Genomic DNA, 26,656 nt, shown 5'->3' with positions numbered 1-26,656 from the left:
CGTCGGCCTATCCGAAGAGCTTCTTGAGCTCGGTGTCGACCTTCTTCTCACACGCGTCGAGCTGGGCCTTGGGGTCGCCGTCCTTGCGGACGGAGTTGGCCATCACGTCCCAGAACGCGGTGATCATGGCCTGCGTCCAGCCGATGTTGTCGAAGTGCCCGAACTCGTTGAAGAGCTTCACGCCCTCGGCCGGCAGGCCGGACTTGAGCTTGGTGGCGCTCTCCGCGAGGGAGGTGCGCGGCGGGATGTGGAAGCCGTAGGAGGTGGCCCAGTCCTCCTGGTACTCCTTCTGGTCGATCCACAGCCACTTGACGTACTCCTTGGCCGCCTCGACGTTCTTGCCCTTGGCGTTGACGAACATCGACCAGCCGCCGTTGTACACCGACTCCTTGCCGGCCGAACCGACCTTCGGGAAGGGGAAGATGCCGATGTCGTCGCCGAGCGCCTGCTGCATCGCCGGCATGGCCCACATGCCGCACCACTGGATCGCCGTCAGGCCCTGGGTGAAGGCCGAGGGGTCCCACCACTCGGTGGGGGCGCCGAGCAGCAGGTTGCCGCTGGTGAACAGGGTGCGCAGCTGCTTGAGGCCCTCGGCGACGGCGTCCGTGTTGAAGGCGGCCTTGTTGTCCGCGGTGAGGGTGTCGGCGCCGGCCGACCAGATCAGGTTGTGCTGGACCGGGGTGATGTCGCTGCCGAGGAAGGCGCCCTTGACCTTGCCGGTGGTGAGCTTGTCGGCGGCCTCGAGCAGCTCCTCCAGCGTGGTCGGCACCTCGACCTTCGCCTTCTCGAAGAGCGAGGGCCGGTAGAAGAAGAACTGCGGGTCGTCGATCATCCGGACGCCGTATGTCTTGCCGTCGACCGTGTGCGATGTGATGTCGGCCTGGTTGAAGTCGCTCTTGACCGGCTCGATGATGTCGGTCAGGTCCGCCACCTGACCGCTCTTGATGAGCTGGATCTGCGGGTGGAACTCGAAGACGTCCGGCGCGTTCTTGGTGAGCAGCGCGGCGAACAGCTTCTGCTCGAAGTTGGAGCCCGTGATCCACTGCGTGGTCACGTTCGCCTTGTCGTAGGCCTTCGCGTACTTCTTGATCGCCTGCTCGGTCCCCGCCTCGCCGTACGCGTGGAAGTACTGGACGAGTGCGTCGCCCGAACCGCCCCCGCTCCGACCGGTGTTGCCGCCGCATGCGGCCAGTCCGCCCGCGGCAGCCAGGCCCATCGCGGCGCGCAGTACGGATCGGCGATCCCAGTTGCTGTTGCTCAGTGCCGACATGATGACGTCCTTGTCTCGAGTACGGCTGCGGCTCCACGGCCCGGCGGCCGGTGGCTCAACCGGTGGCTCATTTCGGCTTGCGGTGCGGGACGTTAACCTTCGGCTAAGGCTTCGGCAAGGGGTTGGACGAAGCCTGTTCGAAGCGTTGTGGGGCGTTCGGAATGCCGGACATGGGAAGGGGGCGGGCCGCCGCGCGGCGGCCCGCCAACTCGTCGATCAGGAAGGGTTACTGACGGAACCAGGCCTGGTTCGTCCCGCCGCCGCAGCGGTAGAGGATCACCTTGCTGCCGTCGGCGGTCGCCTGTCCGCTGACGTCCAGGCACTGACCGGACGCCTCGCTCACGATCTGCCCGTTGGAGTTGAGCAGCCAGCGCTGACCGGCGTCACCCGTGAAGGCCGCGCTGGTCGTCAGGCCCGAACTCCCGGCCGTCAGATAGCCGCCCGCGCCCTTCAGCGCGCCCCTCGCGTCGTACGACCAGTCCTGCGCGTCCTCGCCCGTGCAGGCGTTGATCGCGGCCCCGGAGGCGTCCGCAGTCAGGCACTTGCCGGACTGCGCGCCCTGCCAGGCGCCGGTGACGGCCGAACTGCCGTGGCGCTTCTGGTCGAGGACGTACGTCGTGATGGAGCGGGCGGGCAGCGAGGCGGAGACGGTCGATCCGCTCACCTTCGGCTCGGCGGCCTTCGCCCAGTTCTCGTCCGCCGAGGTCCGCACGGCCTGCGTGGCCCGCAGCGGTGTCCTGGTGTTGAAGTGCAGGTTCAGCGAACTGCCGGTCGTGTTGTGGTTGTTGACCACGACGACCCACTTGCCGTTCCGGTCGTACGTCGACACCTCGACCCCGTCGGGCGCTCCGGTCACGTTGTGCGCGACCGAGCCCGGTTTCACGAACTTGCTGTACTGGCCGAGCGCGTAGTAGCGCTTGGTGAAGTACAGGGTCTGGTTGCCGTTGGTGGCGTAGTCGGGGTCGTAGTAGATCAGGCCGTCGTTCCAGCCGGAGTCGTTCTTCGCGTACGGGTCGCTGCCGATCATCTCCGACAGGGCGACCCACCAGTGGAACGCCGAGTCGTGCGCGGTCGCGAAGTCCTTGTAGATGATCCGGGAGAGGTTCAGGCCGCCGTCGATCGTCGGGTCGTACTCCTGCGCCCAGCCGGTGCCGCCCTTGCCGAAGCAGCAGTCCTCGGTGGACCAGGACTCGATGCCGACCTTCTTGGCCGTCTCGTAGACCTGCGCCCGGTTGGCGTCGCTGGGGTTGTCGTAGGTGTGGTGGGCGAGCTTGTCGACGTACTGGGCCGTGCCCGGCTGCGAGATCCACCGGGGGACCTCGTCGTTGAACTTGACCGTGCTGGTGGACTCGTCGGCGATGATGCCGGTCTGCTGGCGCCGTGCGTCCTGCTCGGCGCCCAGCGCCCGCACGATGTCGTCGCGCTGGTCGACATCGACCAGCATGCCCTCCTGGCCGCAGTCGGCGAAGCTGTTCGTCGGCTCGTTGAAGGGGCTGATGTAGTCGAACCTCTGGCCCAGTTTCGCGAAGTGGTCGGTGACGTCGGCGACGTACTCCGCGAAGTCCTGCTCGTTCTCCGCCTTCAGATACCCGCCGCAGCTCTTGGCGTTGGTCTTCCACTCGGCGGGCGCGCTGTTCACGAAGGCGACGAGGTTCTCGACGCCGTACTTCGCGGCGTAGGACAGGAACGTACGGCCGCCCTCGTCCTTGCTCCAGTCGTACGTCCCGTCGTCGTTCCGGAAGTCCTCGGGGGCGCGGGACGGGGTGGTGACCGAGGTGCCGCCACCGCCGATGTTGTAGCGGTAGTTGCTCAGGTCGAGGCCGCCGGAGGAGAACAGCAGCTTCGCCACCCGGGCCTGGACCTTCGGGTCGAAGTTCTTCAGGTCGTTGACCCACCAGGCGCCGGACGCACCGATGTTGTCGATGGTCTGCGCGGCGTAGGGGGAGACCTCGGCGGCCACCGGGTCGGCGGCGCCCGCGGGCGGGGCGGATATCAGGGGGCCTGCGACAGCGAGTGCGGCTGCGGCTGTCAGGAGGGCCGATCTCCTGCGGGGGTGAGTGGTGCGGGGGTGAGTCACGTGCATCCCTTCCGTCGTCATGAAGGTGGTGCGGTACGGCTCCTTGCGGGGGTGGTGCGTTTGGCGGTCCTCTGCCCGACGGACTGGAGTGCACCTTCGAGCGCGAACGTCGCCGCGCCCAGACACGCCGGGTCGGTGGGGATCGGGGAGAGGACGATCTCGGTGGCGGCCATCGGCCGCGGCAGCGCGTGCCGGCCGACGGCCTCGCGCACCTCGGCGACCAGGGGCTCGCCGAGGGCGGCCGCGACCCAGCTGCTGAGCACGACCACTTCCGGGTTGAACAGGTTGACCAGGTCGGCGATGCCGGCGCCGAGGTAGCGGGCGGTGTCCCGGACCACCTTGATCGCCACCGGGTCGTGATCCCGCACGCCCCGGGCCAGCGCGGCGATGGTGGCCGTCTGGTCCTCCGGGTGCAGCAGTGTGCTGCCGGGGCTCAACTCCCTTAGGTTCAGCATGATTCCGGGCGCGCCGACATACGTCTCCACACAGCCGTGGTTGCCGCAGCGGCACAGCCGGCCGTCCAGGACGATCGTGTTGTGGCCCCACTCGCCGGCGCTGTTGCTCACCCCGCGGTGCAGCCCGCCGCCCAGGATGAGCCCGGCGCCCACCCCGGTCCCGAGGTTGACCACCACGGCATCCCCGCGCCCGCGCGCGGCCCCGAACCACAGCTCGGCCACCGCGCCGGCCCGCAGCGGGTTGTCCAGGTACAGGGGGTAGGCGATCTGCTCGGTGAGCAGGTCGAGCAGCGGCACGTCGTGCCAGTCCCAGTTGGGGGCGTACTCCGAGATACCGGTCGCCCGGTCGACCTGCCCCGGCACGCTCACCCCGACGCCGAGCACCCGAGCGCCCTCGATCCCGGCCTGCGCGACCACCGAACCGACGGTGGCGGCGACATGGCCGACCATCTGCTCGGGCAGGCTCTCGCCGGGGCGGACGTCCTCCTCGGCGCGGGCCAGGACGTTCAACGCGAGGTCGAACAGCTCGACATGGACGTACGTCTCCGCGATGTCGACGCCGATCAACGCGCCCCCCGACGCGTTGACCGCCACGAGTCCCCGGGGCCGGCCCCCCGCCGAATCCTCGAACCCGACCTCCGTGATCATGCGGAGGTCGAGCAGCTCACCGACGAGCGTGGCGACCGTGGCGAGGCTCAGCCCGGTGGAGGCCGCCAGCTGCTGCCGGGAGGTGGGGGACTGGGCGATGATCTGGCGCAGCACCTCGTAGCGGTTCGCGGTGCGGATGTCGCGTGATGTGCCGCGCTTCATCGAACTCCCCTCGCTGACAAGCGCCGGTGCGGGTGCTTCGGCCGGGGGTCCGGGGGTTGTCCCCCGGGAGGACGCAGCACCGGGGTGCCCCATCCTTCCAGCCGGGCCGGGGTCGACGTCGTCACCGGCGCGGCGCAAGGCTATGGGCTGCTCGGACTTTCGACAAGGGGTTAGGAAAGGGGGTGGAGAAAGTCCCCGCCGGTTCAGTCGGCCAGGATGTCCCACACAAAGGCGTTGGCGAATTTACCGCTGGGGTCGAGTGCCCCGGCCAGCGCCCGGAAGTCGCCCAGCCGCGGATACCGCTCCCGCACCACCTGCGGGGCCTCGGCGAACACCTTCCCCCAGTGCGGCCGTGCGTCGAGGCCGTCCAGCGCCTCCTCCACCCGCCGCACCACCGGCAGTACCGCCTCCAGGTCCTCGATCCAGGTGAAGTGCACGGCCACGGTGTCGCGTCCGTACGCCGGGCTCAGCCACTGCGTGTCGGCGGCGACCGTGCGCACCTCACAGGTCTGGAGCACGGGCGCCACCGTCGTACGGATCGCGTCCAGCGCATGCAGGATGTCGAGGGCGTACGGCCGTGGCAGCAGGTACTCCGACTGGAGCTCGGCGCCGCTGCTGGGCGTGAACTCCGCCCGGAAGTGCGGCAGTCGCTCGTGCCACGGACCAGCCACCCCGAACTGCTCGGTGCAGTTGACGGCGGACATGCCGGGCACCGGGTGCATCTTCTCCGCGGCGGGCGCCGCCCACGGGAAGTCGGGCAGCGGCTGGTCGGTGCGCCGCTTCAGCCACACCTGCCGGAAGCCCGGCTCGCGCCAGTCGGTGAACAGGCTCACGCTGTACGCCGTCGCCGCCACGGTCTCGAAGTCCAGCCCGGCCAGCGGCAGTTCGGTGAAGACATGCTGCTCGACCTCGAAGTCCGGCTCCAGGTCCAGGGTGAGCGCGGTGACGACACCGAGGGCGCCGAGGGAGGTCACCGCACCGTCGAACCGTGCGTCGCCCTGTCCGATGACCACGGTCGACCCGTCCGCCGTGATGATCTCCACCTCCCGCACGGGGGCGGCGAGCGATCCGTTGCGGACGCCCGAGCCATGCGTACCGGTCGCCACCGAACCGGCCACCGAGATGTGCGGCAGGGACGCCATGTTCGGCAGCGCGAGTCCGTGCTTGTGGACCCGGCGGGCCAGCTCGGCGTAGCGGACGCCGCCTCCCACCCGTACCGTACGGGCCGCCGTGTCGACGTCGACCTCGGCCGGCATCCCGGCCAGCGACACCAGCGCCCCGTCGACACCCGGCTCGGCGATCTCGTTGAAGGAGTGACCGCTGCCCAGCACCCGCAGCCGTTCGCTGTCGGCGACGAGCGAGCGCAGCGCGTCGAGCGAGTGCGGGCGGTGCAGCTCCTTGGCGGTGAACGTGATGTTGCCCGCCCAGTTGGTCACGGTCTCGGCCATGCGGTCGCCCTCCCGAGGTATGCGCGAACGAGGAATGCGAGAACCAGGAATTCCCAGGTGGAAACTACCTTGCCGACAACACGGGGCCACCCCGCCCCCACCCGCGCCCCCGACGGGGCATACCGTGAGGAGTCGAACGCCTGAGCCGGGAGGAGACACGGGATGGGCAGCCGTACCGCGCTGGTCGAGGATCTGATGGAGCGCTTTCCCCATGTGCCGCGGGAGGCCGTCTTCAAAGAGGACCTCCTGCGCGGTGGTGTCGCCTTCGACCCCTCCGCGCTGAGTGACAACGAAGGCGGGGAGGTGAAGCCGAAGTCGTACTTCATCTTCTCCTTCGACCACGGCACCCTGCCCGAGCTGGGCGAGGCCGCGCTGCGCCGCCCGCCGGAGGAGATCATCCTCACCGGCGGGCCGTACGACCTGCGGCGCACCGTCGTCTCCGTGCGCGTGAACCCGTCGTCGCCGTACCGGGTGGCCGCCGACGAGGACGGGATGCTCGGGCTCTACCTCGACGGCAGGCGGATCTCCGACGTCGGGGTGCCGCCGATGCCGGAGTACTACCGGCACAAGCTCGCCAGCGGCAAGTCCGTCATGGAGGTGGCCCCCACCATCCAGTGGGGCTACCTGATCTATCTGACCGTCTTCCGGGTCTGCCAGTACTTCGGCGCCAAGGAGGAGTGCCAGTACTGCGACATCAACCACAACTGGCGCCAGCACAAGGCGGCCGGGCGGCCGTACACGGGCGTCAAGGACGTGGAAGAGGTCCTCGAAGCGCTGGAGATCATCGACCGGTACGACACCGCGAAGACCTCCACCGCCTACACCCTCACCGGCGGTGCGATCACCAAGACCGTCGCCGGGCGCGACGAGGCCGACTTCTACGGCCACTACGCCAAGGCCATCGAGGAGCGTTTCCCGGGCCGCTGGATCGGCAAGGTCGTCGCCCAGGCGCTGCCGAAGGACGACGTACAGCGCTTCAAGGACTACGGCGTGCAGATCTACCACCCCAACTACGAGGTGTGGGACGAGTATCTGTTCAAGCTGCACTGCCCGGGCAAGGAGCGGTACGTCGGCCGCGACGAGTGGCACAAGCGCATCCTCGACTCCGCGGAGATCTTCGGCGCGCGCAATGTGATCCCCAACTTCGTCGCGGGTGTGGAGATGGCCGAGCCCTTCGGCTTCACCACGGTCGACGAGGCGATCGCGTCGACCACCGAGGGCCTGCGCTTCTTCATGTCGCACGGCATCACGCCCCGGTTCACCACCTGGTGCCCCGAGCCCACGACCCCGCTCGGCAAGGCCAACCCGCAGGGCGCCCCGCTGGAGTACCACATCAGGCTCCTGGAGGCCTACCGCGCCACCATGGACGACTTCGGCCTGTCCTCGCCCCCCGGATACGGCCCGCCCGGACCCGGCCGCGCGGTGTTCTCCGTCAGCTCCTTCATGGACAGCCTCGCGGCACAGGATCCGGCCGAGGTGTAATCCGTCCCGCGCGTCCGGACATAGGGGGGTGTCACAACGGATCGCGGACGGAAGGGGGCAGGTGTGCCGGAGGACGGAACACCTGAGACGGAACCGGACGGTGAGGAGAGACTCCGCGCGCTGTACGCGGCGCACTACGGGCGCGTGCTGAGCTTCGCCCGGCGCCGCGCAGGCGACGCGGAGACCGCACAGGACGTGGCCGCGGAGACCTTCCTGGTCGCCTGGCGCCGGATCGACAAGGTGCCCGCCACGCCCGACGAGGCGTTGCCGTGGCTGTACGCGGTCGCCCGCAACATCCTCGCCAACGTGCAGCGCGGGCAACGGCGCGGCGGTCGGCTGGCCGCACGCCTCGGACGTACGGCACCCGCGACGCCGGCGGCACCCGACCACGCCGGGGGAGTGGTCGAGGCGCTGCATGTGCGCCAGGCGCTCGCCGCGCTGTCGGAACGCGACCAGGAGACACTGCGGCTCGTCGGCTGGGACGGCCTCGACTCGGCCGCCGCGGCCCGGGTGGTCGGCTGCTCGACACGCACCTTCGCGGTACGGCTGCATCGCGCACGGCAGCGACTGGAACGGGAGTTGACAGGGCGCGGGCCCGTCGAGCGGCTGGCTCTGCTGGAGGGGGAACGGGCATGAGAACTCACCGGAACACAACGGAAGTCGAGGAGCGCGTACGGCAACTGCTGGGCCCGGCGGACCCGGTGACCCGACAGGAGCGGCCGGACCCGGCGGTGCTCACCCGCATCCTGGCCGGCGAGGGACGTCCGCGGTCCTACCGCCCCCCTCGGCGGCACTGGGTGGTCGGCGTCGCGGTCGTCGCCGTCCTGGGCGCCGGCGGACTGGCCGCCGAAGCCACCGGCGTCATCCCGGACGACGTGGTCTGGGGGCTGAACCGGACGGGTCACGGACCCGGCTCCGAAGGGCTCGCGCCCGACACCGACCGGGCGAAGATGCTGTTCTCGGGCACCGCACCGGACGGTGTGCGCATGCAGTACTGGTCGGCGCCGAACCCGTCCGGTGGGACATGCGAGTTCGTCCGTGTCCTCGACCGTCACGGGGATCGCCAGGAGGGGGGCTGGTCGTCGTGCGGCCGCGGCGGCGAGTACGGCGAGACGCCGACGACCTGGTCCGACGTCGACATGAACGCGCTGGCCGACTGGGTCACGGTCTACGGCCGCGCGCCGCGGGGAGCGGTCGGTGTCCGGGTCACCTGGGAGGGCGGCCGGGTCACCGGTCCGATCGATGTCGGTCCGCATCGATACTTCTTGGCGTTCCTTCCGTATGACTCTCGTAGTAACCAGGAGTGGATCGAGCTGTACCGGACGGAGTACCTCGACGTCGACGGCCGGGTCGTGGCGGTGGAGCAGTCGCGCCACTGATCCGGGACGGGGGGATGCGCGGTCCGGCAGAGGGGAGCCGGACCGCGCATTCGTCGGTCAGGGGATTTGAATAGCGCGCTTGTCAGTTGTGTGGGGAACGTGAAAGGCTCGTGCTCTGCTGCGAGGTTCCCCCCAACTCCGTTGCCAACATGGTGAGTTGACCTCGCTCGTGATGCAGGAGACCCATGCCCGACCTGCCGACCCCCCAGGATGCCGCCGAGGCCGCGCTGTTCTCCGAGTGCTGGGACGCCGTGCTCTCGTACGCCGACCTGTGCACGGCCGGATCCGTGGCGGCCACCCGCCTGGCCACGGAGGCGTTCGCACTCGGCGTCCGCGAGGCCCGCGCCGCCGAGACCGGCCCGACCCGGAACAGTGGCCGCCGCTCGGCCCGACTGCCCCGGATTCCCTTGCTGCTGACCGCCGTTCGCACCACGGCGGCGGCCTGGGAGACCGACGGCCACGGCCACAAGCTCGACCCCGAGCTGCGGCTGTGGCTCAACTCCGAGAAGGCCGCCCGCTACACGGGCCCTCCGTTGCAGCGCCCGATCGCGTTGCGCGGTCTGCGCGACATGCAGGAACCGGACGCGGCGCTGCTGTGGCTGGCCGAGGTGGAGGCCGTGCCGCTGTCCATCGTGGCCCGGCGGCTCGGCCTCGACCCGGCCACGGTGTCCGACGAACTCGACCAGGTGCGGGTCCTGTTCAGGGACCGCTGCCACCGCAACCACATCGACACGCCGATGGCCGCGCAGTGCCGCAGCTACGCCCGGCTGCTCGACGCGGTCACCCGCTCGCCCCTCGCCGACACCCCGGACGACCTCTCCCGCCACCTCGCCCGGTGCGTGGACTGCGCGGAGGCCGCGGCCTGTCTGCGGCTGCACGGCGGCGGGCTGCCGGCCGCCCTCGCGAGCGGTGTGATCGGCTGGGGCGGCCTCGCCTATCTGGAGCGCCGCCGCAGAGCCGCCGAGGTACGGCTGGGCGCCGGGCGTCCGGACCTGGTGGACATGGACGGACCCCCGAACCCCGGCGCGCACAAGGCGCGTGTCCTGCGGGGCGGCCTGCTCGTCGCCGCCGTCCTCGTCTCCCTGCTGGCACTCGCCGTGTCGATGCTGCCCGGCGGCGCCACCGACGACGGGGCCGCGGCGCCCACCGACGGCTCCGACCGCCAGCCGGTGGCCGACCCCGGCGCCCCCACGCCGCCCGTCACCGCGCAGCCCTCGGACTCGGCGACCGCGTCGCCCGGGCCGTCGGTGACCACTGCCTCGGACCGCTCCGAGCACCCGGCCTCCGACCCGGAACCCCAGGGCACCACCTCGTCCACCGCCCGCGGCACCGAACCCGACCCCGGGAACGGCGAACCGGACCCCGAGACCAGCGAACCGGCCACCTGTCAGGTCGACTACGACCTGGTCAACCAGTGGCCCGACGGCTTCCAGGCCACCGTCACCGTCACCACCGTCGAGGCCCTGGACACCTGGCGCGTCGCCTGGTCCTTCAAGGACGGCCAGCAGGTCGGCCAGATGTGGGACGCGGGCTTCACGCAGAACGGCGGCCGCGTCACCGCCACCGCCGCCGACTACAACAAGGTCGTCCCCGCCGACGGCTCCCTCGCCTTCGGCTTCATCTCCTCCTGGCGCGGCAAGAACTCACCGGCGTACGACTTCACGCTGAACGGACACAGCTGCACGAAGGCCTGATCGCGGGCCCTGACGGAAAATGCGTTGACGGACCGCCACCGGGCGGAGCTAGAGTTGCCACCATCGAAAGGCGCGGCCTGCCGGGCGCGCCTTTGTCCGGCGAGCGAGAACGGGAGGTGTTGACCGATGGCTGTCACTGAGATGGGCGCTGCCCGCATCCAGAAGACCGTCAAGTCCACCTCCGTGGCCGCCGGCTGACCTTCCTTCTCTCGCGTCCGAGTGCGCGTGCCGGGGCCGCCCATTGAAGGGTCACCCTTGACTTCCACCTCAGTTTTCTCCGCTCTCGCTCCCTACGGCTGGGACGCGGCATGGGAGGACGAATTCACCCCCTACGCGTCCGAAGGGCTGCTGCCCGGACGGGTGTTGCGGGTCGACCGCGGACAGTGCGACGTGGTCACCGCCGACGGGGTCGTACGCGCCGACACCGCGTTCGTCACCCCGCACGATCCGATGCGGGTCGTGTGCACCGGCGACTGGGCCGTCGTAGAACCCGGCGGCAACCCCCGCTACGTACGGGCGTATCTGCCGCGCCGTACCGCCTTTGTGCGCTCCACCTCCTCCAAGCGGTCCGAGGGGCAGATCCTCGCGGCCAACGTCGACCACGCGATCGTCGCCGTGTCGCTGGCCGTTGAGGTCGACCTCGGCCGGATCGAACGCTTCCTGGCGCTGGCCTGGGAGTCCGGTGCGCAACCGGTCGTGGCCCTCACCAAGGCCGACCTGGTGCCGGACGCGGCAACCCTCGCCCATCTCGTCCAGGACGTGGAGACCACGGCGCCTGGTGTGCCGGTGGTGCCGGTCAGCGCCGTCGACGGCGCCGGGCTCGATGTGCTCGCGGCGGTCGCCTCCGGCGGTACGTCCGTGCTGCTCGGACAGTCCGGCGCGGGCAAGTCGACCCTCGCGAACGCACTGCTCGGCGAGGACGTCATGGACGTACAGGCCACGCGGGACGCCGACGGCAAGGGCCGCCACACGACGACCACCCGCAACCTGCTGGTGCTGCCGGGCGGCGGTGTACTGATCGACACGCCGGGGCTGCGGGGCGTCGGGCTCTGGGACGCCGAGACCGGCGTCGGGCAGGTCTTCTCCGAGATCGAGGAGCTGGCCGGGCGGTGCCGGTTCCAGGACTGCGCGCACGAGAGCGAGCCGGGGTGCGCGGTGCTGGCCGCGATCGACTCCGGGGAGCTGCCGGTGCGGCGGCTGGAGAGCTACCGCAAGCTGCTGCGGGAGAACCAGCGGATCGTGGCCAAGACGGATGCGCGGGTCAGGGCCGAGATCCGCAAGGACTTCAAGCGCAAGGGAGCGGAGGGGAGGGCGGCGATGGAGGCGAAGCGAGGCCGTTGGCAGTAGGTTGTCTCGACGTCCGATTTCCGCCAGCCCCGTCCCCGGAACCGGCGGAGACTGGAACATGTGATGGACGAAGACACCAGGTACGAAGCGGTCCGCAGCCGGGACGCACGGTTCGACGGCGAATTCTTCTTCGCCGTCGAGACGACCGGCATCTACTGCCGCCCGAGCTGCCCCGCCGTCACCCCCAAGCGCCGCAACGTCCGCTTCTTCACGACCGCCGCCGCCGCGCAGGGCTCGGGTTTCCGGGCCTGCCGGCGGTGCCGGCCGGACGCGGTGCCGGGGTCGGCCGAGTGGAACGTGCGCGCGGACGTCGTGGGCCGGGCCATGCGGCTGATCGGGGACGGCGTGGTCGACCGCGAGGGAGTCGCCGGGCTCGCCGTACGGCTGGGATACAGCGCGCGGCAGGTCCAGCGGCAGCTCACCACCGAGCTCGGCGCCGGGCCGGTCGCACTGGCCCGCGCCCAGCGCTCGCACACCGCGCGCGTCCTGCTCCAGACCACCTCGCTCCCGGTCACGGAGATCGCGTTCGCGTCCGGGTTCGCCAGCGTGCGGCAGTTCAACGACACGATCAGGGCCGTGTACGCCGCGACGCCCACCGGACTGCGGGCGTCCGCGCCCAAGGGCTGTACGGCCACCCCGACGGCCGGTGTCCCGCTGCGCCTCGCGCACCGGGGCCCGTACCAGGCCGAAGCCGTCTTCGACCGGCTGGCGGACGAGGCCGTCCCCGGCGTCGAGGACATCGGTGGACCGCACGGGCGGCGGACGTACCGGCGCACCCTGCGCCTTCCGTACGGCACCGGGATCGTCGCCGTCGAAGAGCGGCCGGGACTCCCGCACCCCGGGCCCGGCGGCTGGCTGGACGCCCGGCTGCACCTCACCGACCTGCGCGATCTGACGACGGCCGTGCAGCGGCTGCGGCGGCTGTTCGACCTGGACGCCGATCCGTACGCCGTGGACGAGCGGCTCGGCGCCGATCCGCGGCTCGCCCCGCTGGTCGCCGCCCGCCCCGGGCTGCGGTCGCCCGGCGCCGCCGATCCGGAGGAGCTGGCGGTGCGGGCGCTGGTCGGGCGTACGGCGGCCGAGGGGCTCGTACGGCGCTACGGCAAGGCCCTGGACGCGCCCTGCGGCAGCCTCACGCATGTCTTCCCCGAACCCGCTGTCCTCGCCCAGGCCGAACCGGACGGCCCCCTGGGAGCGCTCGCCGCCGCCCTCGCCGACGGCTCCCTGCGACTGGACCCCGGCGCCGACCGGGACGAGGCGCAGGACGTGCTGCTCGACCTGCCCGGGATGGACGCCCGCACCGTCGCGGTCATCCGCACCCGTGCCCTCGGCGACCCGGACGTGGCCGTGCCCGGCACGGACGTCCCCGACAGCTGGCGCCCCTGGCGCTCCTACGCACTACAACACCTGCGCGCAGCAGGGGAGTCGGAGCAACGATGACCTACTACACCACCCTCGACAGCCCCCTGGGCCCCCTCCTCCTCACCGCCGACCCCGACTCCACACTGACCTCCCTCTCCATGCCCGGCCAGAAGGGCGGCCGCACCGTCCAGGACGGCTGGCGGCACGACCCCGGCCCGTTCCGCGAGGCCGAGGAGCAGCTCGCCGCCTACTTCGCCGACGACCTGAAGGAGTTCCGGCTGCCGCTGCGCGCCGAGGGCACCGAGTTCCGGGAGCGGGTCTGGTCCGCGCTCGACTCCGTGCCGTACGGCGCCACCACGACCTACGGCGAGATCGCCGCCCGCATCGGAGCGTCCCGCGCCGCCGTACGCGCCGTCGGCGGTGCGATCGGCGCCAACCCGCTCCTCGTCCTGCGCCCCTGCCACCGAGTGATCGGCGCGGACGGCTCCCTCACGGGCTACGCGGCCGGCCTCGAACGCAAGGTGCGGCTGCTGACGCTGGAGGGCGTGCTCTGAGCTTCGCTGGACAGGCGGTTCGTCGGCTGCTGGCCGGTGGGGGCTGGTCGCGCAGTTCCCCGCGCCCCTTACGGGGCGCGACACCGCACCGGACCTCATCGGGCCTGCTCAGCCCTCCTCCAGCCCCCAGCTGTGGATCCGCCGCGGCAGGATGCGGATCACCTCCTCGCTGAAGTGCGGGCCCAGGTCGTGCGGGCCGACGAGGAGTTCGGCCTCGCCGCGGATGTCGACGCCGCGCACCTTCCAGGGGCGGGCGCTGATCATGTCGTCGACGACGAGGGCGACCTTCGGGTTCTTCTGGAGGTTGCGCCACTTCTTGGTGGTGCCCATGGCCCGGCCGCTGATCAGGATGGTGCCGTCGTCCTGCGGGAAGATCCCGACCGGGTTCGCCTGCGGCTGACCCTGCGGGTCGACGGTGGCCAGCCGCCCCAGCCGCTGGGTCTTCAGATACGCGCGTTCGGCCTCGGTGAATTCCGCCATGACGGCAGCCAAGCACGTCGTCCGCACCGGGCGCATCGGATCGGCGGCCGCAGAACCGGCCGGCGCCCGGTCACTCTTGCGTGCCGGGCGGCCCCCAGCGGGGCGCGTCCCCGTTGGGCCGTACGGGTCTGACGGGTGAGGTCGGGCCGGTCGCCGCCGCTGCGACGGGGATCCGGTGCGTCAGCCCCAGAGCACCGCGCCCAGCCACGCCCCGAAGATCAGCAGGCAGGTGAAGAGCTCCGCCAGCACGCTCCAGCCGCCGTTGCGCATTGCCGTGCGCAGGGCCGTCCTCGCCTCGCCGTGGCCGCCCAGCCGGAAGCGTTCGTAGAGGTAGATCCCGGCCATGAAGCCGGGGACGGCGCCCAGCACCGGGATCAGGACGAAGCCGAGGAACGCGCCCGCACCGGCGTACACCCCCATCCGGGGCGTGGCGCCGCTCGCGCGCAGCCGTCGGGGCGGCAGGGCCCAGCGGACCACCTGGGAGAGGAACAGGGCGACGGTGGCGCCCACGAGCACCCACCAGGCGACGGGCTGCGGATCCTTCAGCGCCCACCACATGACCGCGGCCCACACGAGCCACGACCCCGGCACCCCGGGCACCAGCACTCCGCACAGGCCGAGCAGGATGACCAGGCCGACCAGCAGGAGGTCCAGGACTCCCATCTGTCCAGGGTGCCGGAGCGCAGGAGAAAGCGCAGGTCACCCCTGCCGCTCCCGGGCCACCCACCCCCGCTCGTAGGCATGCCAGCCCAGCTGGAGCCGCGTCGACACCCCGCTCAGCTCCATCAGCCGCTTCACCCGGCGCTGCACGGTCCGCAGGCCCAGATCGAGCTGCTTGGCCACGCTCGCGTCGGTCAGGCCGGCCAGCAACAGGGAGAGGATCTCCAGGTCGGTGCCGTCGGGACCGTCCGGATCATCCTGCGACACACCGGTGGCGCCGATCCGCAGCGGCAGCGCGTCCCGCCACACCGACTCGAACAACCCGCAGAGCAGTTCCAGCAGCCCGCTGGCATGCACGACCAGCGCGGCGGGCTCCGCGGTCTGCGAGGTCAGCGGCACCATCGCGAGCGTCCGGTCGGCGACCACCAGCTTGGTGGGCACCTGGTCCACCATCCGCACCTGCTCGTCACGGCCGAGCGCGGCGGACAACTCGGTGATCCCGTGCGGCAGATCGAGGACCGACCGCTCGACGACCACCCGGTAGCGCACCCCGCGCCCGGCCGCCTGCTCCTCCGCGCCGTTCTCCGTGCCGGTGACCACGACCGGGTTGCCGGTGACCAGCGCGCACACCTCCTGACTCGCCCCCAGCTGGAGCTGGAGGAACCGCTGGGAGACCGCGGCCGACCCGGTCACCACCTCGACCAGGTCATGGACGGCGGGCTCGGCGGCCGCCGCCCGGTACTCCTCGGCGAGCAGCGCGGCCGCCAGCTCCGCCTGCTCCAGCTCGTGCCGCTGCTGGGTGAGGAGTGCGCCGAGCGCCACCCCGGGCGGCGCGGCGACCCAGCGCCCCGGCCGGGCCGGCGACTGGGCCGCGAGTCCGTGCCGCTCCAGGCGGCGCAGGGCGCGCTCGGTGTCGTACTCGCCGAGCGTCAGCCGCCGTGCGAGATCGGGCACGTCGGCCGCGCCCACGGACACCAGCGCCCGGTACGCCGACTCGTGCGTCTCGTCCAGGCCTATCGCTGCCAGCATGCGGCGCCGTCCCTCCCCAATGACCCCGTGGCGGAAACCGGCCACGGCGCAAACCCGCCTCGGCACATCATCGCCGTACCACCCGCCACTCTGCCAAGGTGACGCCACCGCAGCATCAACCACCGTCCGCATTGCCCGTATTGGGCCTCCTCGGCCTGCACAGAAACGTCCGCGGGCTGGCGGCCGCACGGGAAGAAGGCGATCTTGGGGAGAGTCATACGGCGTACGGCCCTGGGGGCGGCGACCGCCGCCGTCCTGGCCGTCACCACAGCCGTGCCCACGCACGCGACCGACGAGCCGAGACCGCTGACCGGCAGCCGGGCCACCCCCGGCACCGGATCCGTCGTCACCCTCGTCACCGGCGACCGGGTCCTCGTCACGAAGGACGGGGCCGTCACCCTGCCCGGCCCGGACGGCACGACCCCTATCACCCAGACCCGCCGGTCCGGCGACGACCTGTACGTCTATCCCGAGAGCGCGATCGAGGAGCTCGCCGCCGGCCGCGTCGACGAGGAACTCTTCAACGTCACCGGCCTGGTCCGCCAGGGCTACGACGACGCGCACACCGAGACGCTCCCGCTGATCGCGACGTACGACCGGTCCATGGCGCGCGGCGTCCCCGCCACGCCCCGCGGCGCCGAACGCGAACTCGTCCTCGACCCCATCGACGGCGTGGCCCTGAGGACGGACAAGGCGAAGAGCGCCGACTTCTGGGCGGACGTCAGCCAGGGCGACGTGAAGAAGCTGTGGCTCGACGCCAAGGTGCAGGCCACCCTGGACCGTTCGACCCGGCAGGTGCACGCCCCCGAAGCCTGGGCCGCGGGCTACGACGGCAAGGGCACCAAGGTCGCCGTCCTCGACACCGGGGCCGACGCCGACCACCCGGACCTCAAGGGCCGCATCACCGCGTCGCGGAACTTCACCGACTCCGAGGACGCGGCCGACCGCGACGGCCACGGCACCCACACCACCTCCACTGTCGGTGGCACGGGAGCGGCGAGCGACGGCAGGAAGAAGGGCGTCGCGCCGGGTGCCGACCTCCTCAACGGCAAGGTCCTCAACGACTACGGCTACGGCGAGACCTCCTGGATCATCGCCGGCATGCAGTGGGCGGTCGACCAGGGCGCCGACGTCGTCTCCATGAGCCTCGGCAATCCGGCCCGCACCGACTGCACCGACCCGATGGCCCAGGCCACCGAGGAACTCGCCGAGTCGAGCAAGGACACCCTGTTCGTCATCGCCGCCGGCAACACCGGACCCGGCAACAACACCGTCTCCTCACCCGGTTGCGCCCCGAGCGTCCTCACCGTCGGCGCCGTCGACCGCGACGACTCCACGGCCTCCTTCTCCAGCCGCGGCCCGGTGTACGGATCGCACACCCTCAAGCCCGAGATCACCGCCCCGGGCGTCTCCATCTCCGCCGCCAACGCGGGCGGCCGCGGCGTCTACGCCTACCGGTCCATGAGCGGTACGTCGATGGCGACGCCGCATGTCGCGGGCGCGGCGGCGCTGGTCGAGCAGCGCCACCCCGACTGGTCCGCCCAGCAGATCAAGGCGGCCCTGGTCTCCTCGGCCGACGCGGACATCCCCGGCGACGTCCGGGAGACGGGCGGCGGACGCCTCGACGTGGCGACCGCGATCGACCAGCCGGTGCTCGGCGCACCCGCGGTCCAGGGCGGCACCTTCAACTGGCCGCAGGACCCGAGCGACCGTACGACGGTCACCGTGCCGTACACCAACACCACAGACAGGGCGGTGGAGTTGACGTTGTCGATGCCCGCCGTAACCGGCAACGACGGCTCCACCGTCCGCTCGTCGATCGCCCGCCTCACGGCCCGCTCGGTCACCGTCCCGGCGGGAAGGACCGTCGAGGTCCCGCTCGCCGTCGACCCGACCGCGAGCCTCAAGCGCGCCCAGTACGGCGACATCACCGGCCGTGTCCTCGCAACGGCCGACGGCGTGACCGTCTCGACGCCCTTCTCCCTGTACGTCCAGCCGGAGACGGTCACCCTGCGCGTCAAGCTCGTCGACCGTCTCGGCAGGCCCGCCGACGGCGCCTCCTCCGTCGACGTCATCGGCACCGACGACGCGAGCGGCGAGCGGCGGTTCAACGAGGGCGCGAGGGACCAGACGTACGCGATCCGCCCGGGCAGCTACTTCCTCTCCAGCTTCATCACCACGTCGGAGACCGAGGGCACCCTCGTCAACTCCCTTTCCTACCTGGCCCGTCCGCAGCTGGAGATCCGCAAGGACACGACCGTCGTGCTCGACGCCCGCAAGGCCCACCGGCTGAGCGTGCGGACGGACAAGCCGTCCGAGATCCGGGCCACCACCCTCGGGTTCGCACGCAGCTGGGACGACACCTGGCTGCACGCCGGCACCGCGGTCGGCAACCGGACCGTCCGGGGCTACTACGCCTCGGTCGACGGCCGGGCCACCGACGGCAGTTTCGAGTTCGACAGCTTCTGGCGCGCGGCGGCCCCGCAGATCACCGAACTCGCCGTCGTGGGCGGGCGCTCGCTGCATCCGGTGACCGCGTCGACGAGTTCGGCGAACCTGGACGGCACGGGCAAGGCATCGCTGTTCGACGCCAAGTCCGGTACGGAGGAGGAGCTTTCAGGCGCTGAAGGGAAGATCGCGCTCGTCAGGCTGCCGGACAGCGGCAGCGCGTACGAGATCGCGGCGCGGGCGGAAGCGGGCGGTGCGGTCGCCGTCCTCGGGTATCGCGAGGAGCCCGGCCGCTGGTACCCGTCGGCCGGTTTCACCGGCGGTCCGCTGCCCGTCCTCGGCATCCCGGCCGAGGAGGCGAAGGCCCTGCTCGCGGCGACGGACGTGACCCTGCGCTGGAAGGCCACGGCCAAGAGCCCGTACGTCTACAGCCTCGCCTTCCCGGAGACGGGACCGATCCACGGTGACCGCACCTACGGCGTGCGGGACAGGGAACTGGCGGCGACGACGGCGACGTACCGGGCGATGGGCACGCCCACCGACTACATCGACCTGATGACCATGACCCGGCCGAGCGGACTGTCCGGCTACTTCGGTGACCTGGAGACCGTGCCCGCGCCCTTCACCCGCACCGAGTACCACTCGGCCGGCGCGACCGGCTGGGGCCACGATGTGTCCAGCAGCTTCCCGTGGGGCGAGTTCATGATCGACCCGGTGCGGACGTACGAGAAGGGCGAGCGGCGGACCGAGGAGTGGTACGGCGGGGTCGTCTCGCCGGTCGCCCCGCTCGACGACAGCGGGGAGCAGGCGCTCGCCGCCGAGCGGCAGGGCAACCTGATCGGTGCGGCGCCCGGGTTCTGGGGCGATGCCCGACACCAGGGAATTCAGGGCAGTTTCGGTGACATCGGGAACATGGTGCTGAAACAGGACGGCGAGACGATCGGCGAAAGCCCCTACCCCTTCGGGGTGTTCGAGGTCCCGGCCGAGGAGTCGTCGTACGAACTCAGCCTGAACACCACCAAGGTCGGCCCGCCCGCACGCGTGTGGAACCGGTCGACGAGCACGACGACGACCTGGTCCTTCCGCTCCGGCCTCGACGAGGACATCCCCTCCCAGGGCATCCCGCTGCTCTTCCCGCGCTACGAACTGCCGGAGGACGGGCTCAAGACGCTCCCGGCGCGGGACGGGCTGCGCATCGGACTCACGGTGACCGGCCACGCGGGCTACGAGCCCGGCGAGCCGACCTCCGTGCGACTGGACTACTCCTACGACGGCGGGGAGACCTGGACCGAGGCGCCCACCGAGCGCGGCGACGGTGGCTGGAATGCCATGGTGGACCACAGCGGAGCTTCAGGAAGGCAGGTCACACTCAGGGCCCGGCTCACCGACACGAACGGCAATTCGGTCACCCAGACCGTGACCCGGGCGTACGACGTGCGCTGAGCGCCGGTCGCGCACACGCGGCGGGAGCCGCATGTCGATAGAGCCCCGCGCCCCTACGGGCGCGACAGGCGTCGCCGGGCGGTTCTCCCGTGGGGGGTGGGATCGCCCGGCGACTTCACACGTGGCGCGGACGGGCACCGGATTTTCCCGATGCCCCATTTTCATCCGGCCCGTGCGGTGGACAATTGGGGGCATGAGCCAGCAGGGGGGAAGTCCCACCGGTCATGAGGACGACTGGTGGGGACAGCTGTACAACGACTCCACCGACGACACCGGCCCCACGCCCGAGCCCGACTCGGTCGACGACCGGTTCGCTTCGGCGGCGGGGGCGGTGGGCGACGGCAGCGCGTCGGCGGTGGCGGTCCCTCAGCCGCGCGCCGGGGCCGCACCGACAGGAGGCCCGGGACGGCACCGGGCCCCCTGGGAGTCCCCGCCCACCGCACCTCCGCCCACGGCGACGTTCCCGCCGGGACCCAAGCCACCCGGCTTCACCGAAGAGCCGCCCCCGACGACCGGTGCCGCCCGCACCTCGACGGAGACACCGGCCACGACCACCCCGGCGTCCTGGACACCGGAGGACACACCCCCGGAACCGGCGCTGACCCCCGGCACTCCGCCCGCCTCCGACGACGCCCTCCGCCCGGACCCCGACGACGATCTGCCGCCTGCCACGGTCCGTGCCGCAGCCGACTCCGCGGCCCCGCGCCTCCCCGACCCGGGCACCGAAGCCCCTGCCGCGTCGCCGCAGGCCCGCCATGCCGCGCCCACCCGTGTCGACCTCCCTGCAACCCCGTCCTCGTCCCTCGACTACGTCGGCTCCGGACCGCCCACCTACGACGCCGAACCCACCGCGTTGCCCCCGGCCGATCCGGATGAGCTGGACGATCTGGTCGCGGACACCGTGCTGGACGGGGCGCGGTACGGGACCTGCTCGTTGCGGGCCGTCTCCGTGCGGGGGGACTCCGCGCGGTACCGGGGCGAGCCGCGGCGCGACTCGCTGCTCATGGCGCGGTTCGGCAGCGGCGACGCTGCGCTGGTCCTCGTGGCGATGGCGACCGGCGCCCGCGCCACACCGGGGGCGCACCGGGCGGCCGCCGAGGCCTGCCACTGGATCGGGCGGGCCGTGGGACGCAGCCATGCCCGGCTCGGCGAGGACATCCGGGCCGCCCGGCGCGGTGATCTGAAGTCCGGGCTGCACCGGCTCACCGACCGCAGCCTCGGCAAGCTCCGCGCCACCGCCGCCGAGCAGGGCATCGACCCCGAGGAGTACGCGGCCACCCTGCGCTGTCTGCTGCTGCCCGCCGACCCCGAGTGCCGTACCCGCGTGTTCTTCGGCGTCGGCGCAGGCGGACTGTTCCGGCTCAGGGACGGCGCATGGCACGACATCGAGCCGCAGATCGGCGACATCACCGGCGAACCCGTCGTCGGCTTCGGCTCGCTCCCGCACGAGACCCCCGAGGGCGACCGGCTCACCATGGACCTGGGCATCCCGACACCCCCGAGCCCGTACGAACCCGCGCTCGAACCGCCCCGCGAACCCTTCCGCTTCCGCGCCTCCGTCGCCCGCCCCGGTGACACGCTCCTGATGTGCACCGGAGGCCTCGCCGAACCCCTGCGCGGCGAACCCGAACTGTGCGCGTACCTGACCGGCCGCTGGTCGGGCCCCACCCCGCCCGGTCTCGCCGCCTTCCTCGCCGACACCCAGACCCGGGTCAAGGGATACGCCGACGACCGGACGGCCGCCGCCGTCTGGGAAGAGTGACACACGGGCCTCGTAGGCTGACCTCTCACACGCGATGGACAGGAGGCCGAGGTGGCCGGGACGACACCGAACGGGACGACAGTGGCCGAGGTGATGGCCGAGCTGGCCGCGCTCGAGGACCCGAAGGTACGCGCGGTGAACGAGAGGCACGGTGACGATCACGGTGTGAACCTCGGCAAGCTGCGCGCGCTCGCGAAGCGGCTGAAGACGCAAGCGGAACTCGCGCGCCTGCTCTGGCGGACGGACGACACCGCGGCGAGACTGCTCGCGCTCCTGATCTGCCGCCCGAAGGCGTTCGAGCGGGACGAGCTGGACGCCATGGTGCGCGAGGCGCGCGCACCCAAGGTGCACGACTGGCTCGTGAACTACGTGGTGAAGAAGAGCCCGCACTCAGAGGAGCTGCGCACGGCCTGGTCCGCCGATCCGGATCCGGTGGTCGCGAGTGCCGGCTGGGCGCTGACCACCGAACGGGTCGCGAAGAAGCCCGAGGGCCTCGACCTGCCAGGGCTGCTCGACATCATCGAGGCTCAGATGAAGGACGCCCCGGACCGCCTGCAGTGGGCGATGAACCACTGCCTGGCCCGGATCGGGATCGAGCACGCCGAGCACAGAGCCCGTGCCCTCGACATCGGTGAGCGCCTGGAGGTGCTCAAGGACTACCCGACGTCCCCGGGCTGCACGTCACCGTTCGCGCCCGCCTGGATCACCGAGATGGTGCGGCGACAGCAGGGCGCGACGGTGCCGTGAGGGGCGCTCAGTCGGTCCGCGGGACCCACTGAAGCTCGGAGTACCAGTAGTGGGGCAGGCCCTCGATGCTGCTCGTGCGGAACGGGCGGCCGTGGTCGTCGATGCGGACCGTTCCGGAGCGGCCCTGGGAGGACCAGTCGAGCTCCAGGAACCAGCGGCAGTCGCAGGTCCGGGTCGTCGCGGTGACGAGCAGCACCTCCGGGTCCTCGGAGGAGACCCGGTAGGGCATGCGCACCGCCGGGATCGGGCCGTTCTCGTCGCCGCCGTCGACCGGGCGGGCGATGGGCCGGTTGATGTCCAGGTTGACGTCGAAGTAGCGCGGGGAGAGCGATCCGCCGCAGCCCTGGTCCATGGAGTACACGTTCCCGGCGACGGGCTCGCCGCGGCCCACCACCCGGACGCGCAGCGCCTGAAGGACCACGGCGGTGGAGTCGCGCCCCTGCACCGAGATCTCCACCAGCTGCTCCCGCCCGTGCACCGCCCCGAGCTCCCTGGCCCAGTTCGCGGCGTCCTGCGACACCGGCGGCGCGGGGACCTGCTGCGGCGCCTTGTCCACGATGTAGTCGTGCGCGCAACCGAGCGCCCACTGATGGGAGTTGGCGGTCCAGGTGAGCGGCACGGCGGCCGTGCCGCTCGGTGTCTGCGCACCGCCGGAGGAGCCACCGCCGGACGGGTCGTCGCCGGAGGGGGCGCCGCCGCCATGGCCGGGCGGTGCGGACGTCGTCGCCTTGCCGCCGGCGGACGGGGTCGGTGTGGCCGATCCGGGGGAGTGGCTGGGCGACTTCGCCGACGGGCTCTTCGGCGCGTCGGACGACGTCGGGGCGGCGGGGCCCGCGGACTGTGCGCTGCCGTTCACCGCGGAGCTCCCGTCCGGCAGAGCGGCGAGGCTGCCCAGGGTGGCGAGCAGCGCGGCGGTCACGGCGGCCGTCGCGACCGTGATGCGCCGGCGGCGGTACCAGGGGGTGCGGGGAGCGGCGGAGTGGGAAGCGGGGGCGGGATCCCGGGCCGTGTCGGTCGGGTCCATCGAGTCCATGGCGTCCGCCGCCGGGGACTCCGCGGCGACACCGTCCGCTGCCAGGGAGTCCGCGGCACCACCGGCCGCCGCCGCTCCCGCCGTACCGTCCGCCTCGGTCGTCCTGGCCTTCCCCGCGGAGCGCTGTCGGGCCGCCACCGCGGCCAGCCACATCCGGTGCAGCTCCAGTCGCTCCTCCGGCGACGCCCCGCACAGGGCGGCGAAGCGTTCCACGGGGGCGAAGTCGAGCGGGACCGCTTCGCCCGCGCAATAGCGGTGCAGGGTCGAGGTGTTCATGTGCAGACGGCGGGCCAGCGCACCGTAACTGCGGTCCGTACGAGCCTTCAACTGCCTCAGCAGCGTCGCGAACTGAGCGACGTCGTCCTCTTCCGGCACCATTCCCCCGTATCTCCCCTCCCGGGACGCCGTCCCAGGCGCCCCTGTACCTGCACGTCGGACGGGGTGGGATGGTTCCACCGTCGCCGATGGGGCGCCGGCGGTTGCCTCCCCCTGCCGTGACCGCAGATGCTCTTGGTGCCACACCGACCAGGACTCGACTACGGGGGACACCCATGCACAAGCCCACCCGAGCAGGCGCGCTCACCCTACTCGCCCTCACGGGCCTCACGCTCGGTTCGGTACTGGCCGCACCGGCCGGCGCGACACCCGCCACGGGGTTCCTCTCGGCCGCCGACCTGCCGCCGCACCCGTCGTCCTCCTGGACCGCCGGCCCGGTCACCGACGGCGTCCCGGCGGAACTGCTGCTGTGCCTGGAGGACACGCTGCCGGGCTACGACTCCCGCTACCGCGCCTTCCACACCGAACTGGACACCGGCGCCCGCCAGATGACGATCGTCACGGGCACGGCGGCCAAGGCGAAGGCCCTCGCGACCCGCCTCGACGCGGACATACGGTCCTGCCCGACCCGCATCGAGCAGCGCGACCCGGAGACCGAGGCCGTCCACCAGGACTACGGCAGGCTGCCCGTCGAGGAGGGCGCCCGCGTCCACGGCCTGCACACCGAAACCTCATGGGGCGCGACGGACATCCACCTCCTCTCGGTCGGCCGGGACGGACGCACCGTCACGGTCGTGGAGTGGTCGCAGCTGGGGGACTTCGACGACGCACCGGTGACCGCTTTCAAGAAGACGACCGTCACCGCCGTCGCCAAGCTCCACTGACGAAGACCCACAACGGCCGGGAGTGGCGATTTCCGGCCAGATTCACCGGCTTTGGGGAGGTGTCCGGGCCCAACTGCCTCACGGCTTCGTCGAGTACGGCGGGATCGGCAGAGCGCAGTCGGTAGTTGGGCCGACCTCCGACCCGGCCTCCCTCCCCTCCCGTGACCGCCCGGCGCGTCGAAGGGGCCCTCCACCAGCCCTCATCCACCGCCGGAACCCCCGCACCCGTGGCCGAACATCCGGTCGTTGACGATTCCACATGACTGTCGAGTGCCCTAGCGGGCATGGATCCCCGTGAACGTGTTCGAGGCAGGAGGGGAACCGACATCGGCACGCGGGCGGGGGTCATGAAGAGGCAGGCACGAGGGGGCGGTCCCATGGCGATCGGGGCCTCCTCGGCTAGGACAGTGGAGGAACAGGCCGACGGCGCCACGGCGCAGCCGCCGCAGCTGCGGCGCAGACTCGGACGCGCGGACCTGAAGGCGGTGCCGGAGGCACGCAGGGCGCTGCGCGAGCTGCTGGGTCAGTGGGGAAAACCGGGGCGGTCGGAGATAGCGGAGCTGCTCACCAGCGAGCTCGTCACCAACGCGCTCGTCCACACCGATCACGACGCGGTCCTGACGGCCGTGGTCGGGCCCCGTGGACTACGGGTGGAAGTACGGGACTTCGTGGCCCGCAGGCCCAGACTGTGCGTACCGAACGCCGACGACGGTACGCACGGCAGGGGCCTGGTCCTGGTGCAGTCCCTCGCGGACGCCTGGGGCGTACGGCCGCACGGGGTGGGGAAGGCGGTGTGGTTCGAACTCGACGCCGGAGCCGTATGACAAAGCGTCAGGGGGTACGGCCCCGGGCCGTACCCCCTGACGTCATCAGCATCCGTTCCTAGCCGAACTGCTGCTCCAGGTCCTTGAGCTTGCGCTCCAGGGAGTCCAGGCGCGGCAGCGCCATGGTGTCGTCCTCCGCGGTGAGGTCGACGGTGATCGGGTCAGAGCTCTGGCGGACGGGCTGAAGGGAGGGCCGTGAGCGTACGGGCAGCGACTCCGGCGCGGATATGGCAGGCTCCGCGGTGACTCGGTCCGAGCCGCGCTCCATGGCCGGCACCTCCATGGGCCGTCCGGGGCCGCGTCCGACGAAACCGCGGTGACCCCGGCTGATCGCCTTGAGCTGGGCCCGCTCGACCCGCTCCTGCTCGCGCCGGCGCAGTCGGGCCGTTTCCTTCTGCCGCTTGTCCTCGCGCACCTCGTCGACGGCCTCGTCCAGGCTGCGCACGCCCTCCAGGAGCATCAGCGACCAAGCCTTGTAGGTCTCGCGGGGCGCCCGCGCCCAGCGCACGATGCGGATCTGCGGCAGCGGACGGGGCACCAGACCCTGCTCGCGCAGCGCGGCCTTGCGGGTCTGCTTCAGCGCGCGGTCGAAGAGGACGGCGGCGGACAGGGACATGCCGGAGAAGAACTGGGGCGCACCCTCGTGGCCGAGGCCCCTGGGCGCGTGCACCCAGTTGAACCAGGCCGCGGCGGCCGCGAAGGTCCATACGAGTATCCGGGAGCCGAGTGCGGCGTCACCGTGGCTGGCCTCGCGCACCGCGAGCACCGAGCAGAACATGGCCGCACCGTCCAGGCCGAACGGGACCAGGTACTCCCAGCCGCCGGACAGGTTCAGGTTCTGCTGGCCGAAGCCGACCAGGCCGTGGAAGGAGAGGGCGGCGGCGACCGCCGCACAGCAGAACAGCAGGACGTAGGAGGCGGTTCCGTATATGGCCTCCTTGCGCCTGCGGCGCTCCTCGGCTCGCTCCCACGAATCGTCCGCGCTCGCATCCTTCCCCGAGGAGCGCTTGCCGCGCGCGAGCACCGCCACCGCTGCCAGCATGCCCAGGAGCAGTACGGCGCCCGGAAGCAGCCAATTCAGCGATATGTCGGTCAATCTCATCTGGGGTCCCTTGCATTGGGATAGGGCGTAACGCCCGCCATGGTGGCCCAATTCGACCGCCCCTCAGGGGGTTTCGGGGCAAGAGGCCGC

21 protein-coding genes are annotated in these 26,656 nt (G+C 71.6%); 12 read left to right on the top strand and 9 right to left on the bottom strand.

Annotated elements, in window-relative coordinates; all coding sequences use genetic code 11:
- Positions 1 to 7 precede the first annotated feature (7 nt).
- From ACIHFB_RS18445 to ACIHFB_RS18430, 4 genes are all read right to left on the bottom strand, one after another.
- Positions 8 to 1,270, bottom strand: a complete 1,263-nt coding sequence (locus ACIHFB_RS18445; RefSeq protein WP_400127342.1) for an ABC transporter substrate-binding protein — start codon at positions 1,268 to 1,270, stop codon at positions 8 to 10.
- 226 nt (positions 1,271 to 1,496) lie between these two features.
- Entirely contained in the window at positions 1,497 to 3,353 is a 1,857-nt protein-coding gene (locus tag ACIHFB_RS18440) for a glycoside hydrolase (RefSeq protein ID WP_365274373.1), read from the bottom strand.
- A gap of 11 nt (positions 3,354 to 3,364) precedes the next feature.
- Positions 3,365 to 4,612 (bottom strand): ROK family protein, encoded by a 1,248-nt coding sequence (locus ACIHFB_RS18435; protein WP_400127341.1) that lies wholly within the window; start codon positions 4,610 to 4,612, stop codon positions 3,365 to 3,367.
- Positions 4,613 to 4,815: 203 nt separating this feature from the next.
- Entirely contained in the window at positions 4,816 to 6,060 is a 1,245-nt protein-coding gene (locus tag ACIHFB_RS18430) for an FAD-binding protein (RefSeq protein ID WP_400127340.1), read from the bottom strand.
- Positions 6,061 to 6,222: 162 nt separating this feature from the next.
- Here ACIHFB_RS18430 and ACIHFB_RS18425 point away from each other — a divergent pair, with 162 nt between their 5' ends.
- The 7 genes from ACIHFB_RS18425 (at position 6,223) to ACIHFB_RS18395 (ending at position 13,878) form a co-directional block, all read left to right on the top strand.
- On the top strand, positions 6,223 to 7,542 hold the full coding sequence (locus ACIHFB_RS18425) for a radical SAM protein (protein ID WP_365274365.1): 1,320 nt from the start codon (positions 6,223 to 6,225) through the stop codon (positions 7,540 to 7,542).
- 63 nt (positions 7,543 to 7,605) lie between these two features.
- The gene (locus ACIHFB_RS18420) at positions 7,606 to 8,178 is read left to right on the top strand and encodes an RNA polymerase sigma factor (RefSeq protein ID WP_400127339.1); all 573 of its coding nucleotides are present in this window, start codon (positions 7,606 to 7,608) and stop codon (positions 8,176 to 8,178) included.
- Positions 8,175 to 8,921 carry a hypothetical protein gene (locus tag ACIHFB_RS18415; protein WP_400127338.1) on the top strand — a complete coding sequence of 249 codons (747 nt, stop codon included), beginning with the start codon at positions 8,175 to 8,177 and terminating at the stop codon, positions 8,919 to 8,921. Before ACIHFB_RS18420 ends, ACIHFB_RS18415 begins: the two co-directional genes overlap by 4 nt.
- Positions 8,922 to 9,106: 185 nt before the next feature.
- Positions 9,107 to 10,615, top strand: coding sequence for a cellulose binding domain-containing protein (locus ACIHFB_RS18410; protein WP_400127337.1), 1,509 nt, complete (start codon positions 9,107 to 9,109; stop codon positions 10,613 to 10,615).
- Between the two features lie 255 nt (positions 10,616 to 10,870).
- Complete coding sequence (gene rsgA / locus ACIHFB_RS18405; RefSeq protein ID WP_400127336.1) at positions 10,871 to 11,962, top strand: ribosome small subunit-dependent GTPase A; 1,092 nt, start codon at positions 10,871 to 10,873, stop codon at positions 11,960 to 11,962.
- 63 nt (positions 11,963 to 12,025) lie between these two features.
- Positions 12,026 to 13,402: a DNA-3-methyladenine glycosylase 2 family protein gene (locus ACIHFB_RS18400; RefSeq protein WP_400127335.1), complete on the top strand. Its 1,377-nt coding sequence runs from the start codon at positions 12,026 to 12,028 to the stop codon at positions 13,400 to 13,402.
- Positions 13,399 to 13,878 (top strand): methylated-DNA--[protein]-cysteine S-methyltransferase, encoded by a 480-nt coding sequence (locus tag ACIHFB_RS18395; protein WP_365274349.1) that lies wholly within the window; start codon positions 13,399 to 13,401, stop codon positions 13,876 to 13,878. The genes ACIHFB_RS18400 and ACIHFB_RS18395 overlap by 4 nt, the downstream gene beginning before the upstream one ends.
- A gap of 108 nt (positions 13,879 to 13,986) precedes the next feature.
- On the opposite strand, the gene ACIHFB_RS18390 is transcribed toward ACIHFB_RS18395, so the two are convergent.
- The 3 genes from ACIHFB_RS18390 to ACIHFB_RS18380 all read right to left on the bottom strand — a co-directional run bounded on the left by ACIHFB_RS18390 (position 13,987) and on the right by ACIHFB_RS18380 (position 16,047).
- Positions 13,987 to 14,358, bottom strand: coding sequence for a PPOX class F420-dependent oxidoreductase (locus ACIHFB_RS18390; protein WP_365274347.1), 372 nt, complete (start codon positions 14,356 to 14,358; stop codon positions 13,987 to 13,989).
- Between the two features lie 180 nt (positions 14,359 to 14,538).
- Positions 14,539 to 15,021 (bottom strand): DUF456 domain-containing protein, encoded by a 483-nt coding sequence (locus ACIHFB_RS18385; RefSeq protein ID WP_365274344.1) that lies wholly within the window; start codon positions 15,019 to 15,021, stop codon positions 14,539 to 14,541.
- A 36-nt stretch (positions 15,022 to 15,057) separates the two neighbouring features.
- Positions 15,058 to 16,047 carry a helix-turn-helix domain-containing protein gene (locus ACIHFB_RS18380; RefSeq protein WP_400127334.1) on the bottom strand — a complete coding sequence of 330 codons (990 nt, stop codon included), beginning with the start codon at positions 16,045 to 16,047 and terminating at the stop codon, positions 15,058 to 15,060.
- A 204-nt stretch (positions 16,048 to 16,251) separates the two neighbouring features.
- On the opposite strand from ACIHFB_RS18380, the gene ACIHFB_RS18375 reads away from it, so the two are divergent.
- The 3 genes from ACIHFB_RS18375 (at position 16,252) to ACIHFB_RS18365 (ending at position 22,447) form a co-directional block, all read left to right on the top strand.
- The gene (locus ACIHFB_RS18375; protein ID WP_400127333.1) at positions 16,252 to 19,938 is read left to right on the top strand and encodes a S8 family serine peptidase; all 3,687 of its coding nucleotides are present in this window, start codon (positions 16,252 to 16,254) and stop codon (positions 19,936 to 19,938) included.
- A gap of 193 nt (positions 19,939 to 20,131) precedes the next feature.
- Entirely contained in the window at positions 20,132 to 21,700 is a 1,569-nt protein-coding gene (locus ACIHFB_RS18370; protein WP_400127332.1) for a protein phosphatase 2C domain-containing protein, read from the top strand.
- 93 nt (positions 21,701 to 21,793) lie between these two features.
- Positions 21,794 to 22,447, top strand: coding sequence for a DNA alkylation repair protein (locus ACIHFB_RS18365; protein WP_400127558.1), 654 nt, complete (start codon positions 21,794 to 21,796; stop codon positions 22,445 to 22,447).
- A 7-nt stretch (positions 22,448 to 22,454) separates the two neighbouring features.
- On the opposite strand, the gene ACIHFB_RS18360 is transcribed toward ACIHFB_RS18365, so the two are convergent.
- Positions 22,455 to 23,858, bottom strand: a complete 1,404-nt coding sequence (locus ACIHFB_RS18360; RefSeq protein ID WP_400127331.1) for a helix-turn-helix domain-containing protein — start codon at positions 23,856 to 23,858, stop codon at positions 22,455 to 22,457.
- 173 nt (positions 23,859 to 24,031) lie between these two features.
- On the opposite strand from ACIHFB_RS18360, the gene ACIHFB_RS18355 reads away from it, so the two are divergent.
- Complete coding sequence (locus tag ACIHFB_RS18355; protein ID WP_365274329.1) at positions 24,032 to 24,640, top strand: hypothetical protein; 609 nt, start codon at positions 24,032 to 24,034, stop codon at positions 24,638 to 24,640.
- Between the two features lie 377 nt (positions 24,641 to 25,017).
- Positions 25,018 to 25,464, top strand: coding sequence for an ATP-binding protein (locus ACIHFB_RS18350; RefSeq protein ID WP_365274326.1), 447 nt, complete (start codon positions 25,018 to 25,020; stop codon positions 25,462 to 25,464).
- A 58-nt stretch (positions 25,465 to 25,522) separates the two neighbouring features.
- On the opposite strand, the gene ACIHFB_RS18345 is transcribed toward ACIHFB_RS18350, so the two are convergent.
- The gene (locus ACIHFB_RS18345; protein ID WP_365274323.1) at positions 25,523 to 26,566 is read right to left on the bottom strand and encodes a DUF2637 domain-containing protein; all 1,044 of its coding nucleotides are present in this window, start codon (positions 26,564 to 26,566) and stop codon (positions 25,523 to 25,525) included.
- Positions 26,567 to 26,656: the final 90 nt, after the last annotated feature.

The sequence above is a fragment of the Streptomyces sp. NPDC051963 genome, assembly GCF_044593495.1.
GTDB lineage: Bacteria > Actinomycetota > Actinomycetes > Streptomycetales > Streptomycetaceae > Streptomyces.
Note: the sequence above shows the minus strand (reverse complement) of the source record. Positions and strands in the feature narration are given on the sequence as shown.